Source organism: Bartonella sp. 11B, assembly GCF_002022625.1.
Taxonomy (GTDB): Bacteria; Pseudomonadota; Alphaproteobacteria; order Rhizobiales; family Rhizobiaceae; genus Bartonella; species Bartonella rochalimae.
The window spans coordinates 897,172-912,062 of sequence record NZ_CP019783.1; the positions used below are offsets into that span (position 1 = coordinate 897,172).

Annotated in this window: 16 protein-coding genes; 14 read left to right on the plus strand and 2 right to left on the minus strand. The window is 34.6% G+C overall.

Annotated features, from left to right (window positions below; genetic code table 11):
• The first annotated feature begins 61 nt into the window (after positions 1–61).
• From hfq to Bho11B_RS03820, 3 genes are all read left to right on the plus strand, one after another.
• A complete protein-coding gene (hfq, locus tag Bho11B_RS03800) occupies positions 62–301 on the plus strand; it encodes an RNA chaperone Hfq (RefSeq protein ID WP_035005952.1) in 240 nt (79 codons plus the stop codon).
• 52 nt (positions 302–353) lie between these two features.
• A complete protein-coding gene (gene hflX, locus Bho11B_RS03805) occupies positions 354–1,700 on the plus strand; it encodes a GTPase HflX (RefSeq protein WP_035005951.1) in 1,347 nt (448 codons plus the stop codon).
• Between the two features lie 1,638 nt (positions 1,701–3,338).
• On the plus strand, positions 3,339–4,415 hold the full coding sequence (locus Bho11B_RS03820; RefSeq protein ID WP_078673706.1) for a COX15/CtaA family protein: 1,077 nt from the start codon (positions 3,339–3,341) through the stop codon (positions 4,413–4,415).
• A gap of 18 nt (positions 4,416–4,433) precedes the next feature.
• Here the strand turns inward: Bho11B_RS03820 and argC are convergent, their stop codons facing one another.
• Positions 4,434–5,366, minus strand: coding sequence for an N-acetyl-gamma-glutamyl-phosphate reductase (gene argC / locus Bho11B_RS03825; RefSeq protein WP_035005944.1), 933 nt, complete (start codon positions 5,364–5,366; stop codon positions 4,434–4,436).
• Between the two features lie 321 nt (positions 5,367–5,687).
• On the opposite strand from argC, the gene glyA reads away from it, so the two are divergent.
• The 6 genes from glyA (at position 5,688) to nusB (ending at position 10,217) form a co-directional block, all read left to right on the plus strand.
• A complete protein-coding gene (gene glyA / locus Bho11B_RS03830; protein ID WP_078673707.1) occupies positions 5,688–7,001 on the plus strand; it encodes a serine hydroxymethyltransferase in 1,314 nt (437 codons plus the stop codon).
• Positions 7,002–7,013: 12 nt separating this feature from the next.
• Positions 7,014–7,496 carry a transcriptional regulator NrdR gene (gene nrdR / locus Bho11B_RS03835; protein WP_035005941.1) on the plus strand — a complete coding sequence of 161 codons (483 nt, stop codon included), beginning with the start codon at positions 7,014–7,016 and terminating at the stop codon, positions 7,494–7,496.
• Complete coding sequence (gene ribD, locus Bho11B_RS03840) at positions 7,489–8,613, plus strand: bifunctional diaminohydroxyphosphoribosylaminopyrimidine deaminase/5-amino-6-(5-phosphoribosylamino)uracil reductase RibD (protein WP_078673708.1); 1,125 nt, start codon at positions 7,489–7,491, stop codon at positions 8,611–8,613. Before nrdR ends, ribD begins: the two co-directional genes overlap by 8 nt.
• A complete protein-coding gene (locus Bho11B_RS03845) occupies positions 8,595–9,212 on the plus strand; it encodes a riboflavin synthase (RefSeq protein WP_078673709.1) in 618 nt (205 codons plus the stop codon). The genes ribD and Bho11B_RS03845 overlap by 19 nt, the downstream gene beginning before the upstream one ends.
• A 73-nt stretch (positions 9,213–9,285) precedes the next feature.
• The gene (locus tag Bho11B_RS03850) at positions 9,286–9,744 is read left to right on the plus strand and encodes a 6,7-dimethyl-8-ribityllumazine synthase (RefSeq protein ID WP_035005936.1); all 459 of its coding nucleotides are present in this window, start codon (positions 9,286–9,288) and stop codon (positions 9,742–9,744) included.
• 2 nt (positions 9,745–9,746) lie between these two features.
• Positions 9,747–10,217 carry a transcription antitermination factor NusB gene (gene nusB, locus Bho11B_RS03855; RefSeq protein WP_078673710.1) on the plus strand — a complete coding sequence of 157 codons (471 nt, stop codon included), beginning with the start codon at positions 9,747–9,749 and terminating at the stop codon, positions 10,215–10,217.
• 50 nt (positions 10,218–10,267) lie between these two features.
• On the opposite strand, the gene Bho11B_RS03860 is transcribed toward nusB, so the two are convergent.
• On the minus strand, positions 10,268–10,783 hold the full coding sequence (locus Bho11B_RS03860) for an outer membrane protein assembly factor BamE (protein ID WP_035006680.1): 516 nt from the start codon (positions 10,781–10,783) through the stop codon (positions 10,268–10,270).
• Between the two features lie 229 nt (positions 10,784–11,012).
• On the opposite strand from Bho11B_RS03860, the gene Bho11B_RS03865 reads away from it, so the two are divergent.
• From Bho11B_RS03865 to Bho11B_RS03885, 5 genes are all read left to right on the plus strand, one after another.
• A complete protein-coding gene (locus tag Bho11B_RS03865) occupies positions 11,013–11,579 on the plus strand; it encodes a DUF177 domain-containing protein (RefSeq protein WP_035005933.1) in 567 nt (188 codons plus the stop codon).
• A 135-nt stretch (positions 11,580–11,714) separates the two neighbouring features.
• Positions 11,715–12,785 carry a phosphate acyltransferase PlsX gene (gene plsX / locus Bho11B_RS03870; RefSeq protein WP_078673711.1) on the plus strand — a complete coding sequence of 357 codons (1,071 nt, stop codon included), beginning with the start codon at positions 11,715–11,717 and terminating at the stop codon, positions 12,783–12,785.
• A 37-nt stretch (positions 12,786–12,822) separates the two neighbouring features.
• The gene (locus Bho11B_RS03875; protein ID WP_035005929.1) at positions 12,823–13,794 is read left to right on the plus strand and encodes a beta-ketoacyl-ACP synthase III; all 972 of its coding nucleotides are present in this window, start codon (positions 12,823–12,825) and stop codon (positions 13,792–13,794) included.
• A gap of 74 nt (positions 13,795–13,868) precedes the next feature.
• On the plus strand, positions 13,869–14,180 hold the full coding sequence (locus Bho11B_RS03880; RefSeq protein ID WP_035005927.1) for an integration host factor subunit alpha: 312 nt from the start codon (positions 13,869–13,871) through the stop codon (positions 14,178–14,180).
• 190 nt (positions 14,181–14,370) lie between these two features.
• Positions 14,371–14,874, plus strand: a complete 504-nt coding sequence (locus Bho11B_RS03885; RefSeq protein WP_035005926.1) for a MerR family transcriptional regulator — start codon at positions 14,371–14,373, stop codon at positions 14,872–14,874.
• The last annotated feature ends 17 nt before the right edge of the window (positions 14,875–14,891 follow it).

The following is a 14,891-nucleotide window of genomic DNA, read 5'->3' on the forward strand; positions in this document are numbered from 1 at the left end:
TATATATTAAAAAATATTGTGATAAATATTTATGCATTTCACAACACAAGGTGTAAAAATAATGGCAGAACGATCACAACACCTGCAAGATATTTTTTTAAATACAGTTTGTAAGCAAAAAATTTCTCTTACAATTTTTCTTGTAAATGGTGTTAAGCTGACAGGTATTGTTGCATCATTTGACAGCTTTTGTATCCTTCTACGCCGTGATGGGCATGTGCAGTTAGTCTATAAACATGCTATTTCTACAATTATGCCCGGGCAATCTGTACAGCTGTTCGAAAATGAAGATGATCAGTAAACAGCCTACAGTATTGTATATCTTTTATCCTTTTTATAATTTTTAAGTTGTCATGATATGTAAAAATAAGAAATCTGGGAAGTTTATTTCACAGATTGAGCAGCAGATGCGTGTTGCTATTTTTGTACCGATCTGTTCTGATGGATACAAGCAGAAAAAGACTTTCAATGAACGCTCAGTAGATTCTCGAATAAGAGAAGCGTTAGGATTAGCACGTGCTATTAAATTGAATGTTGTTCATTATGAAATTATCAATATTGCTAAGCCATGTTCTTCAACTTTGTTTAGGATAGGTAAGGCGAATGAATTTGCTCATTATATAAATGAGCATCATATTATGCTTTCGATTGTTGATCATTTTCTAACACCAGTGCAGCAGCGTAATTTGGAAAAATTATGGAATTGTAAGGTTATTGATAGAACAGCTTTGATTCTTGAAATTTTTGGTGATCGGGCGCGAACAAAGGAAGGGGTCCTACAAGTAGAATTGGCTCATTTATCTTATCAAAAAAGTAGGCTTGTTCGTAGTTGGACACATTTGGAGAGGCAACGTGGTGGTACTGGCTTTTTGGGTGGTCCTGGTGAAACTCAAATTGAAGCAGATAGACGTCTTTTGCAAAATAAAATTATTAGTATTCGTCGCGAATTAGAAACTGTTGTTAAAACACGTGCTCTTCACAGAGCTAAAAGAAAAAGGATACCTCATCCTGTTATTGCTTTGGTAGGATACACAAATGCGGGGAAGTCAACACTTTTTAACCATTTAAGTGATTCTAATGTATTGGCAGAGGATATGCTATTTGCAACTCTTGATCCCACTTTACGTAAAATTGTTCTACCTCATGGGCAAACAGTTCTTTTATCCGATACTGTAGGTTTTATATCTAATTTACCAACACATTTAATTGCAGCTTTTAGAGCAACCCTTGAAGAAGTGATAGAAGCTGATTTAATTCTTCATGTAAGAGATGTATCCGATCCTGATCATTACGCTCACGCTCAAGATGTTTTTGAAATACTTTCAGATCTTGGTGTTGATATTAATGACACGGATCATATCGTGGAAATTTGGAATAAAATTGATACGTTGGATCAACACGCATTGGGCGTTTTGCAGACAAATTCAAAAAAAATGTTAAATTCTGCACTGATGATATCAGCCCTTACTGGTAAAGGTTTAAGTCAATTGTTAGCACTTATTGAAAAGAAGATTTTTGGGGATATACAGAGTGTTGAGTTGATTTTAAAGCCTGATGAAATGAGGATTATTGATTGGTTCTATAAGAACTCTGGTCAAATAGAACAAAAAAGCAACGATGATGGCTCTATTACTATTAAAGCAATGCTTACTGCTGAGGCAAGAAAACGATTGAATTATATAAAACAAAATATGTACTAAAGTTATCGTAAATAAAAAGTTTTTATATTTTCTTATCTTGAACGAATATAGGCTGTAGTTAAGAGGAGTGTTCCTATTATCTCTTAAATAAAAGAGAGTAATATATTTTTCTGGTTAAAATAAAAATGAATCTTTAAATACGATAAAAAATTGTTAGTGCGCATAATGTAGCAAAAAACTCTTATTGCTTTTTTAATAACGATACATTGTGTATTGTGAATTTTGTTTATCCAAAACCTTACCAAGCAATATTAACATTTATATTATGCGCTTCTGATAGAATACTATTATCGATTATCGACTGATAAACAAAATAATATTATCCCATTACTATTTTCTCAACCGGTTTTTCTAAATTATTCAAGTTCTGATAGAATAATTTTCTATGATATAGACGTGAAAGAGTTTATAAAAATATCCAATTATTACGCGAAGGTGATTTTATTGATCTTTCTTTTGAAGCAAAACTGTTGAAGATACCTGACAGGGCTTAGAAACCTGATTTTCTAACTTTTCTGAAAAAATCATGAAGCGAGATCAAATACGATAAAAATACACTTTTCATATCTTAAAGACATTTCATTCATCTATTGTTTCTATTAAAATCATGTATCAACAAGAACAATCTCTATTATCTTTAATTTATAATGGATAATTCTGTTGTTATAGCTATAAAGACTAAACTTGATTTTTGAATACATAAGAAGCTCATATGGCTTTACAATTAGGCTTAATGGCTGCGTCAAATCAAGGTAATGATTGGTAGAAATAGAGGAACTTTTTGCTCAGTTAGAAAGTAAAATTTCCCAGATTGTTGATCAAATTCATTGGGATGGGATCATTGCAGAAAGCTTTAAAACACAGTTAAGAGAGAAAATTAATACTTTTGTGAAGGAGCAATCTCAATCCTTATCACTTGTGGAGAAGGGCTATTACTGCAAAAATATTCTGTAACAAAAAACACTTAGAGAAAGAAAGTTTTAAAAGCAATGGTAGTACCTTCTGATTTAAGGCAAAAAGAAGCTCTTAAATTTTGAGTGCAATAAAAAAATTATCAGTTTGCTTAAATTATGTGTTTCAACAGTTTTTTCAATCATCTGACCAGAAGTTGCAAGAATAGCAGAAAAACTATCTCTTCTTATCAAGGAATATAAAATAATCTTGTTGGTAGATATTTCTTGGCAACAAATAGAAAAAGCGATGAGCTCATGTTCAGGGGTGATGTTTTAAAAGAATGTCAGCAATTGCATGATGTTATTTATCGTGATTATGATACGGGAGTTGATATTTTTCCGTGGGGGACAATGAATTGCTGAGCGCGCAAAAAAAATTCAAATGCTACCCTTAATTATATTACAAGAACTTAAAAAAGATTATGATTTTATTATTTTAGAGATGACTGTTGAGCCTCAATATAGATTTGAAGAAATTGCAGAATTGACAGATTATTATGTTTGTGGTGTTCTACTTTGTAAACATAATTGGATAGTGCAGACGATATATAAATTCTCAAAGAATATTTATTGTATCAATTCATAGTTGTAATGTGCAAAAACAGCGCTAATTATATCTTATAGCAGGGCTTTGGTGTTTTATAGGGCATTTTTGTAGTTGTAGATAAACTGGAGATAATCAGAAATGACAATAAAAAGGTTGAATGACGTAGTTTTGACGCCACTACAAAAACAAAATCGAAAACAAATACAGATATGGCTTTATGCTATTTTATTGCTTTGTTTAGCGATTGTTTTAATAGGCGGAGCTACTCGTTTGACAGGATCTGGGTTATCAATAACTGAATGGAAGCCGATTTATGGTGTAATTCCACCGATTAGTGTAGAACAATGGCAGGAAGAGTTCTTAAAATATCAACAGATAGCACAGTATAAAGTACTCAATCGTGATATGACTTTAAATGCATTTAAAGTGATTTTTTGGTGGGAATGGGGTCATCGTTTTCTTGGTCGTTTGGTTGGTCTTTTAGCTTTGTGCGGTTTAATTTGGTTTTGGGCAACTAAGCGTATCGAAAAAAATATTCTTCTTCAGCTTGTATCCGTACCAGTTCTTATTGCTGTTCAAGGTGTTATTGGCTGGTGGATGGTAGCTTCTGGTTTAGGGTCAAGTAATTTAACAAGCGTTAGTCAATATCGTTTAGCGATTCATCTAATAACGGCATGCTTTGTGATTATTTTTGTTACTTATTTATCTCGAGGTCTTACAGAATATTCAGAACAACCGGCAGATCAAACTGTACAACGTTTTGCAGGTTGGCTTGTTTTTTGCATTTTAGTTGAGATTTATTTTGGTGCTTTAGTTGCAGGTCTTCATGCAGGCAAGGTTTATAATACATGGCCATTAATGGATGGACAAATTATACCTGATGGATTGCTGAACTATAGTCCCGTTTGGCTCAGTTTATTTGAAAATCCTTTAACAGTGCAATTTGTACATCGTTTTTTTGCTTATTTTTTATTTATTATGGCGATTATTCACGTTTTGTATGTAAGCAAAAGAAATCCTCACTCAACGCATGCTCGTCGTGCATTTTTGTTATTTGTTATCATAGTTTTTCAGGCATTTTTGGGTATTATTACATTGTTAAATGAAGTGCCAATTAGTTGGGGCCTTATTCATCAAAGTATTGCTTTAGCAGTATTGTGTTTTTCAGTTGTTCATTGGCGGGCTACAAAGGGGCCATATCTTGTTCTTAAATAAGAACTTTTAAAAAAAATTTCAGCCTGAAAGCATTAAATCAAGATTTTGAACAGCAGATCCGGATGCTCCTTTTCCGAGATTATCAAATATAGAGCAAAGATTGAAAATACCGTCATTGTCATTGCCAAAAACAAAAAGTTTCATACTATCTTTATGTGCTAAGGATTCTGGGTTTAGTTTGGTTAGTATTTCGGTTTCTTCTTGTGATGCAATAGATATTGTATTTTGTTTATTGTAATGAACATGAAAAATTTCACGAAGATCAGAACAGTTAACTGATTTTGTAAATAAGGTGCGATGTAGGGGAATATTAACAATCATTCCTTGAGGAAAACGGCCAACACTTGGCACAAAAATAGGTGTTTGGCTAATTTGCCCATGAATTTTGATTTCGGGAATATGTTTATGATTAAGATTTAGACCATAAATAAAATAGTTTTCTTTCAGAGAATCTTTTTTAGATTGATCTTCCATTTGAGCAATTAATTGTTTGCCACCGCCTGTGTAGCCAGATATAGCATTAATTGATATTGGGTAATCAGAGTCTATTAAACCTGCTTCACGTAATGGCCGAATCAAACTAATTGCGCCGGTTGGATAACATCCAGGATTTGCAACATAGTGCGCTTCTTGGATACGTTTTTTTTGTCCTGTTGTCATTTCAGGAAAGCCATAAACCCAGTCTGCAGCAGTGCGATGCGCTGTTGAGCTATCAATAATTCTAATTTTTTTATTATTTTTAAGGAGGTTAACAGTTTCCTGTGCGGCTTCATCTGGAAGGCATAAAATAACAATGTCAGCTTGATTAAGGTAGTCTTTTCGAGAATCAAGCTTATGGCGATCTTTGTGAGGGATAGATAGCAATTCTAAATCAGAACGTTTCGCCAATCGCTTTTGTATTTGCAGTCCGGTTGTTCCATGTTCACCATCAATAAAAATTTTTGTTGCCATCTATTATCCTTAAATTTAATTTTTACTGTTAGATCCCATTTTTAATATTCTATTCAATTAAATAATTGGATATTTTAGAACTGCAAGCTTATTATTTTCTTGTTTGAAAAGAGTATAATAACATTACGTAATATAAGTTTTAGAATGTAATTTGTTTGTCATTTATTTTTTTGAAGATAGGATTTTATTATTACAAAAATAAAGATATAGACTGAACTTTTGCTGTATTTACAGTTTTTGAAATTAAATTTAAAAGATTTTATCTATAAGATTTGCTGTGTTACCTTCTATTACTTTAATTTCTAATATTAGGACATGTTTATGACCAAGCAAGCAAATGATCTGCGGAAGTGTTTTTTTAATGATAGTTTACAAGTTACTGATTCTGTGGTTTTTGATGCAATCAGTGGTGAGCTTGGACGGCAGCGCCATGAGATTGAATTGATCGCCTCAGAAAATATTGTTTCAAGGGCAGTTCTTGAAGCTCAGGGATCAATTTTAACCAATAAGTATGCAGAAGGTTATCCAGGAAAGCGTTATTATGGTGGTTGTCATTTTGTTGATTTAGTTGAAGAATTAGCAATTGAGCGAGCAAAAAAGCTTTTTGGTGCAGCTTTTGTAAATGTGCAGCCTAATTCTGGTAGCCAAATGAATCAGGCTGTATTTTTAGCTCTGCTCCAGCCTGGTGATACATTTATGGGGCTGGATTTGAATTCTGGTGGCCATCTCACCCATGGTTCATCTGTTAATATGTCAGGCAAATGGTTTAATGTTGTTTCTTATGGTGTTCGTCAAGAAGATCAGCTTCTGGATATGGAGGAAATAGGGCGTTTAGCAAAAAAGCATAAACCAAAGCTTATTTTAGCAGGTGGCACAGCCTATTCACGCTTATGGAATTGGAAATTGTTCCGTGAAATTGCAGATGAAATTGGAGCGTATTTGATGGTTGATATGGCTCATATTGCAGGTTTAGTTGCTGGAAATGCTCATCCTTCACCTGTACCATATGCTCATGTTGTCACTACAACAACGCATAAATCGTTGCGTGGTCCCCGTGGTGGTATGATATTGACAAATGATGAAGCCTTAGCCAAAAAAATTAACATGGCAGTTTTTCCAGGTCTTCAAGGTGGCCCTTTAATGCATGTTATTGCAGCTAAGGCTGTTGCATTGGGAGAGGCTTTGCAACCTGCTTTTAAAGACTATATTGCTAATGTAGTTATTAATGCTAAAACTTTAGCAGAAAGCTTAAAAAATAATGGTTTTAATATTGTTTCTGGTGGTACAGATAATCATTTATTTTTAGTCGATTTGCGTTCTAAAAATATAACAGGAAAGAGTGCAGAACAAGCTTTGGGCCGTGCTAATATTATTTGCAACAAAAATAGTATTCCCTTTGATCCCGAGAAACCATCAATAACTTCAGGGATTCGTTTGGGTACACCTGCTGCAACAACACGTGGTTTTTCAGAACGTGAGTTTACTCAGATTGGAAATTTTATTGCAGAGGTTCTTGATAATCTTAGCTTGGCACGAAATGATGGAGAGAATACTTCAGTTGAAAGAGCTGTCAAAAAGAAGGTACATGATATGACAAGTGAATTTCCTCTTTATTCTTATTTGAGTTCTTGTTGAGGTATAAAAAAGATGCGGTGCCCTTATTGCCAATGTGAAAATACACAGGTTAAGGATTCACGTCCTACGGAAGAGGCAACAGTCATCCGTCGTCGGCGTGTATGTTCCGTTTGTGGTGGTCGTTTTACAACTTTTGAACGTGTCCAGCTACGTGAGCTTTTTGTTCTCAAAAAAAGTGGTCGGTGTGAGTTGTTCGATCGTGATAAATTAATGCGGTCGGTTAATCTAGCAATACGTAAACGTGATATTGATTCTGAGCATATTGAACAGGCAATTTCCGGTATCGTGCGACAGCTTGAGAGTTTAGGAGAACCTGAGATTTCTTCAGAAAAAATTGGTCATCTTGTACTGGAATCTTTAAAAGGTATTGATGATATCGCTTATATTCGTTTCGCTTCTGTATATCGTGATTTCCGTAACGCAAGTGATTTTCATAATGTGATAGATGAATTATCAAAAGACGCAACAGATATAGAATCTGGTTTTGATGAATAAAGCAGAACAAGATAAGCGATTTATGGCTGCTGCTATTCGTTTGGCAGAACGTCATATTGGTCTTACGGGTGAAAATCCTTCTGTCGGTGCGTTAATTGTACAAAATAAAGGGGCAGGTGCGTCTATTGTTGGTTATGGCGTAACTGCTATTCAGGGGAGACCTCATGCTGAAGTGCAAGCTTTACTTATGGCAGGCCCTTTGGCTTGTGGCGCGACTGCTTACGTTACTTTAGAGCCATGTTCACACTATGGAGAAACTTCACCATGTGTTAATGCACTTATTAATTCAGGTATTACTCGAGTTGTCATTGCTCTTTCTGATCCGGATCAGCGAGTTTATGGTTGTGGTATTGCTCTCTTACGTGCAGCAGGTATTGAAGTTGTTGAAGGGGTTTTAGCTGAAGAGGCTTTTGAAACATTAAGTGCTTATTTATGTGTAAAGAAGTTGCAGCGCTGTGAAGTTACTTTGAAAATGGCTATTTCTGCAGATAATGGCATAGGCAAAAAAGGGCAAGGGAGTGTAAGGGTTAGTGGAGAAATTTCTCGTACACAAACTCATATTTTGCGTGCCCAAAATAATGTTATTATGGTTGGTATTGGCACTATATTAGCAGATGATCCACAATTAGATTGTCGTTTGCCAGGACTTGAAATGCGTTCACCTATACGTGTTATTTTGGATAAAGATTTACGCATTCCTCTTGATGCGAAAGTCGTTCAAACAGCAGCGAATATCCCTACATGGGTTATTTGTAATACAGGTTCTTTGAAAAAAAGAAAAAAAATAGCTTTAGAACAATGTGGTATAACCATATGTTCAGTGGATACTAACAATAATTTGTTATCACCTTTTGCTATTTTACAGTTACTTTATCAGCGTAAAATCAATAGTGTTTTACTTGAGGGAGGAGCAAAGACAGGAAAAATATTTTTAGATGCCGGTTGTGTAGATTGTTTAATATGTTTTTATGCGCCGATTATTTTAGGGAAAGATCGAATTAAGGCTCCTCATTTTCAATCTTATCTTTCAGAATTTAATAAAGTTGAAATGAGAATGTTGGGGAATGATCGTTTGTATAAATGGAGACGTAAGATATTATGTTCACAGGGATCGTAACGGATGTTGGTTGCATTGAAGATATTCAACCTTTAAAACAGGGAATGCGTTTAAATATTTCTACTCATTATGATGTGGAGAGTTTAGAAATAGGTGCATCAATTGCATGTTCAGGTATTTGTTTAACAATTGTTGAACGCGCATTAAAACCTACAGATTCTCATTGGTTTATTGTTGAAGCATGGGAAGAGGCATTGCGTTTAACTAATCTTGCACAATGGACAAAAGGAACTCTTATTAATTTAGAGCGCTCACTACGACTTGGTGACGAAATGGGAGGACATTTAGTTTTTGGCCATATCGATGGCCTGGCTGAGATTATTGAGAAAAAAAATGAAGGTGGTGCAACTCGTTTTCGTTTGCAGGTTCCAATGCAATTAGCTTCATTTATTGCAGAAAAAGGTTCTATTGCACTTAACGGAACATCATTGACTGTTAATTATGTTGAAAATAATATTTTTGATGTTCTTATTATTCGTCATACACTTGAAATGACAACTTGGGGGCAAGCTGATGTTGGAGATCAGGTGAACTTGGAAGTTGATCAATTGGCTCGTTATGTAGCTAGACTTTCAGATTTTAAAATGAATAAGTCGTAAAATTGTTTTGTTTTTTTTTAAAACTTGAGATTACAATAATTTCAAGTTCCTTTGTTTTTCTGATAGGAGCCACATGACAAGAAATAGGCATAAAAAGTTGCGTGTTTTAATTGTTGAAGCGCGTTTTTATGATGAAATTTCCGATTCTCTTCTTGCGGGTGCGGTGAGTGTTTTGCAAAAAGCTGAAGTGAGTTATGATATCATAACAGTTCCTGGCGCATTAGAAATTCCTTGTGCAATAACTCTAGCTGAAAAAAATAATGAAATATACTACGATGGTTATATAGCGCTTGGTTGTGTTATTCGGGGAGAAACATATCATTTTGAAATCGTAGCTGATAATTCTTGTCGCGCATTGATGGATTTAACCGTTTATCAACAATTAGCTATTGGCAATGGAATTTTGACTGTTGAAAATGAATTACAAGCATGGGAACGTGTAAGAAATGATGAAAAAAATAAAGGTGGTTTTGCTGCTAAAGCCGCTTTATGTATGATTGCTCTAAAGAAAAAATTTGGAGATAATCATTAAATATGGATGATGTAAAAGGCAAGGACTCTCTACGCTTAGCTAATAAACGAGGGGCAGCAAGACTCGCTGCTGTACAAGCGCTTTATCAAATGGATATGGTTGGCATTGGTGCTATGGAAGTAATAGCTGAATATAAGGCTTATCGTTTAGGAAAAGATATTGACGGTAACCAATATCTTGATGCTGATTTTCAATGGTTTCGCTCTATTATTGTTGGAGTTGTAAGAGATCAAAAGCAACTTGATCCTATGCTTCATCAACAACTTTCTGAAGAATGGGCGCTTTCACGTCTTGATTCTACATTACGAGCAATTTTGCGTGCGGGTTTATGGGAATTAATCAACCGCAAAGGTGTGCCTATTGCTGTCATTCTGAATGAATATATTGATATAGCTAAGGCTTTCTTTGACAATGATGAACCAAGGCTTGTAAACGCAGTCCTTGACAGTATAGCAAAGGAAATGTGCCAATAAACTTGTCAAAAAATCCCGATATTATCGGGATTTTAATTGAACATTAAAAACTAGCGGTTAATAACTGGATCATCAGTAGGGTCTGGAGCACCCTTGATAAGTTGAATTAAAAATGGTTGATCATTACCACCAGTTGGTGTTGTTTGTGTGATAAAATCAAAAATTTTCCCATCTTGTAAACCGTAGTTAGCTATTTTTGTAACTTGACGATCTTTGTTAAAGTAGATTGCCAAAACTTTGCGATCAGTAATTTTGGTTTTCATAAATTGCATTTTTCGGTATCGAGTTTGTGAAATATAATAGAAAACTTCATTATTATATTGCGTTTTCAGAGAAGGAGATCCTAAAGCTAAAAGAACTTGCTCTTGACTTGAGCCAATAGAGATAGAATCAAGAGCATTTTGATCAAGAATATAACCTTCTTTATATATTTGGCTTGAATTAAGGGAATTATATATTTGACTTGAGTTTAAATAACTAAGTGGATTGCAACCTGCTATTCCCATTATACTTACTATTGAGAGGCTCATCAGTAATTTGCGTTTAGTGTTTACTATGTGGGGTATTTGAAACAATGATATCTCCATTTTACACTTAGTAATATATGATGAAAAGGTGATCTCAAGTCTTTCTTAAATTTTTGATTTAATGATTATTCACCATATCTTACGATGACTTTTCTTGATTATAATGCCATATAGAGTTTCTTTAGAAAAGAAAAAAATTCATAAAATATAATCTGGTCAAACAGAAGGTGCAGTATAATATATTCTTTTTTATATTTTGGAGTCGCTAATGACTATTTCAAATATTTCTCAAATGGAATTTGCTTTAACTTATCCAGTATCAGTGCGCTCATTACCTACAAAACTTACAAAAGGAATAAAAGTTCATATTTGTGCAGATCAGCAGGAATGTGCATCTTTAGCTAAGAATCACGGTTTAGTTGATGTAAAATTTTTTGAGGGAGAATTTTGTATTTTACCATGGAAAAAACGTGGAGTACGTGTAAAAGGTTTATTACAAGCACATATAATACAATCGTGCGTTATTACATTAGAGCCGCTAGAAGATATTATTCGTGAAAATATTAACATTGTTTTTGTTCCTGAAGACTCAAATTTAGTTAAGCCTAAAATATCAGAGGGTACGGGTGAATTATTTTTAGATGTGGAAGGATCAGATATACCAGAAGTGTTTTGTGGAGATAAAATTGATATTGGTGCAGTTATGGAAGAATTTTTAGAATTATCAATTAATCAATATCCACGTAAAAAAGGCGTTAATCTAGATACGATCAAAAATTTAGAAAAAATTAAACAAAATTCGTCACCATTTTTTGTTTTAAAAGAGTGGAAGTGATTGTAAACATATAAATTATCTGTTGTATACTTGTATAAAAACAGTATCTTCTGGAAAGAAATTGTAGCGATGATTTTTATAATTGTTAATAGCAAACCGTCGCAATTTAAATTTAAAGATATAGGGTAAACAAGCGTGATTAAAATTGCTGTGGATGTAATGGGTGGTGATTATGGTCCAGAAATTACTCTTGCAGGAGCTGCAATTGCTCAGAAATATTTGCCAAATATTCATTTTTTGTTTTATGGGATAGATAAAGTTGTTGAACCGATTTTAAAAAAATACCCTCATTTGGTTGCTGTGTCCTGTTTTTATCCTACGGAAGGTTATACGCGTATGGATGAAAAACCTAGCCAAGCACTTCGTAATGGGCGTGGGAAATCATCAATGTGGCATGCGATTGAGTCCGTAAAAAATGGCAAAGCTGATTCTTGCGTTTCTGCTGGTAATACTGGTGCTCTCATGGCAATGTCTTATTTTTGTTTAAAAATGATGGCAAAAGCTGAACGTCCTGGTATTGCTGGTATTTGGCCAACTCTTCGTAGTGAAAGTATTGTTTTGGACATTGGCGCAACAATTGGAGCATCTGCTAGTCAATTGGTTGATTTAGCAGTTATGGGTGCTGGAATGTTCCGTGCTTTATATCATATTGAAAAGCCAAGCGTTGGTTTATTAAATGTGGGGGTTGAAGAAGTCAAAGGCTTGGATGCAATAAAAAAAGCGGGGATGATGTTACGTAAAGTACAATTAGATAGTTTAGAATATAAGGGATTTGTTGAAGGAAATGATATTGGAAAAGGAATCGTTGATGTTGTTGTCACTGAGGGATTTTCCGGTAATATTGCTTTAAAAGTTGCAGAAGGAACTGCTCGGCAGATGGCTGAAACCTTAAATATTGCTATGCGTAGTTCTATTTTTTCATATATTGGGTATTTTTTATCACGAAGTGCTTTTCGTAAATTAAAACATAAAATGGATCCAAATAGGTTTAATGGTGGTGTCCTTTTAGGTTTAAATGGTGTTGTTATCAAAAGCCATGGTAGTGCTAATGCTAATGGTTTCGCTTCTGCTATTCGTGTTTGTTATGAAATGGTAAGTAATGGGCTCTTAAAAGAAATAGCTACGGATTTACGCCTCTTTCATGAAAGCAAAGAATTATTTTTAGGTAATGAAGGTGAAGCTGGGACAAATATGGAGGTAGTATGATAGATATTTGCAGTATAGAGGAGAAGGTTAAGGCAACATGATTCGATCAGTTCTGTGTAGTGTGGGAAGTGCCTTACCAAAAAAAAACGTATCGAATGATGAGATTACAAAGTTGGTTGAAACATCTGATTCGTGGATTGTTCAACGCACAGGAATTCGTCAACGTTATATTGCTGATAGTAATGAAACTACTGTTTCTTTAGGAGTACAAGCTGCACAAGACGCTTTGAAAAATGCTGGTATGACGGTGAAGGATATTGATTGTATTATTTTAGCAACTTCAACACCTAACCGTACTTTTCCTGCTTCTGCTGTTGAAATTCAGCATGCTTTGGGAATGAAACATGGCTTTGCTTTTGATATTCAAGCTGTTTGTTCTGGTTTTATTTTTGCATTGGTAACGGGAGATGCTTATTTGCGCTGTGGAGTAGCAAAAAGGATTTTGGTGATTGGATCTGACACATTTTCTCGAATTTTAGATTGGCAAGATCGTACAACATGTGTTTTATTTGGCGATGGTTCAGGTGCAGCTATTTTAGAAGCGCAAGAATTTGAAGGCACTTCCGCTGATTCTGGTATATTATCGGCTAAATTGCGTTCTGATGGTGAATATGTAGATAAGTTGTATGTTGATGGTGGCCCTTCAACAACACAAACAACAGGTTATTTACGCATGGATGGACGGGAAGTTTTTAAACATGCAGTTAGTATGATAACTGATGTAGTTGATGATTGTTTTGCAGCAGTTGGGATGAAACCTTCTCAATTAGATTGGTTTGTACCTCATCAAGCTAATAGACGTATTATTGAAGCATCAGCTAAAAAGCTAGGAATCACCAAAGATCAGATTGTTATTACTATTGATCAGCATGGTAATACATCTGCAGGATCGGTACCGTTAGCTTTAGCGACTGCTGTTCAAGATGGAAGGATTAAAAAAGGAGATCTTATTATGCTAGAGGCTATGGGTGGAGGTTTTACATGGGGAGCAATTCTTATCCGCTGGTAAGCTATAGCAGCTTGACGATATTTAAATGAAATGTATAAATTTCTTTGTAATTTTTAATATTTAATAGGTGAATAATGACAAGTAAGACAGTAACACGTGCAGATTTGGCTGGCGCGGTTTGCAGAAAAGTGGGCTTGTCACATACTGAATCAGCCGATTTAGTTGAGTTAGTCTTGGATGAAATATGCAATTCACTCGTCAGAGGTGAAATGGTTAAATTATCTTCTTTTGCAACTTTTCAAGTTCGTGATAAAAGTGAACGAGTTGGACGCAATCCAAAAACAGGCGTTGAAGCATCGATTCCACCACGGCGTGTGGTAACATTCAAGGCCGCAAATGTGCTCAAGAAAAGAATTTTGGATACGCATCGCGCAAAGAAAAAATAATTTTATATTAATAGACAATATTAAGATGTTTGTTCTTTGTTAAAGAGTTTTACATTTATTTAGACTCTTTTCTCTTATATTTTAAGCGAAGAGTTTCTTATTGGAGAGATTTTATATTGTGATTAGTCTCAGTATGAAGTTGATCAGTAACTGTAAAATATTGATATAATTTTAGGTGAGGTATTATAAAATGGATAAAAGCCCCGATGCTTTTCGCACAATTAGTGAAGTAGCTGATTTATTGGGGATTCCACAGCATGTATTAAGATTCTGGGAAACAAGGTTTCCTCAGATTAAACCATTGAAGCGTGGGGGGGGGCGTCGTTATTATCGCCCTAATGATATCGATTTGCTCAATGGTATAAAACAATTACTTTACGGACAAGGTTATACTATAAAAGGTGTGCAACGTATTTTAAAAGAGAAGGGGGCTTCTTTTGTTGTTGACCTTGGCAAAGGTGATCTTAATGCTATGAATATTTTAATAGAAAAAAAATGTGCAGAACAAGAATCTGAATCTGTGCCAGCTAAGCCAAAAAAAATAGCATTTGGGCTTTTGGGTTTTATGAAGAATGAGGGAGAATCTACTTTGGGGACTATAAATAATTATCGAGATAAAACTGATAAAGCCTTATTACAGGAAGTGCTCTTTGAGTTAATTGAGTGCAAACGTATTCTTGACAAAGCTCGATAATAACAACCTATTATATA

Excerpts from the sequence above, each read along its gene's own strand:
- hfq (WP_035005952.1), top strand. The coding sequence starts at position 62 with ATGGCAGAACGATCACAACACCTGCAAGATATTTTTTTAAATACAGTT.
- hflX (WP_035005951.1), top strand. The coding sequence starts at position 354 with ATGATATGTAAAAATAAGAAATCTGGGAAGTTTATTTCACAGATTGAG.
- Bho11B_RS03820 (WP_078673706.1), top strand. The coding sequence starts at position 3,339 with ATGACAATAAAAAGGTTGAATGACGTAGTTTTGACGCCACTACAAAAA.
- argC (WP_035005944.1), bottom strand. The coding sequence starts at position 5,366 with ATGGCAACAAAAATTTTTATTGATGGTGAACATGGAACAACCGGACTG.
- glyA (WP_078673707.1), top strand. The coding sequence starts at position 5,688 with ATGACCAAGCAAGCAAATGATCTGCGGAAGTGTTTTTTTAATGATAGT.
- nrdR (WP_035005941.1), top strand. The coding sequence starts at position 7,014 with ATGCGGTGCCCTTATTGCCAATGTGAAAATACACAGGTTAAGGATTCA.
- ribD (WP_078673708.1), top strand. The coding sequence starts at position 7,489 with ATGAATAAAGCAGAACAAGATAAGCGATTTATGGCTGCTGCTATTCGT.
- Bho11B_RS03845 (WP_078673709.1), top strand. The coding sequence starts at position 8,595 with ATGTTCACAGGGATCGTAACGGATGTTGGTTGCATTGAAGATATTCAA.
- Bho11B_RS03850 (WP_035005936.1), top strand. The coding sequence starts at position 9,286 with ATGACAAGAAATAGGCATAAAAAGTTGCGTGTTTTAATTGTTGAAGCG.
- nusB (WP_078673710.1), top strand. The coding sequence starts at position 9,747 with ATGGATGATGTAAAAGGCAAGGACTCTCTACGCTTAGCTAATAAACGA.
- Bho11B_RS03865 (WP_035005933.1), top strand. The coding sequence starts at position 11,013 with ATGACTATTTCAAATATTTCTCAAATGGAATTTGCTTTAACTTATCCA.
- Bho11B_RS03875 (WP_035005929.1), top strand. The coding sequence starts at position 12,823 with ATGATTCGATCAGTTCTGTGTAGTGTGGGAAGTGCCTTACCAAAAAAA.
- Bho11B_RS03880 (WP_035005927.1), top strand. The coding sequence starts at position 13,869 with ATGACAAGTAAGACAGTAACACGTGCAGATTTGGCTGGCGCGGTTTGC.
- Bho11B_RS03885 (WP_035005926.1), top strand. The coding sequence starts at position 14,371 with ATGGATAAAAGCCCCGATGCTTTTCGCACAATTAGTGAAGTAGCTGAT.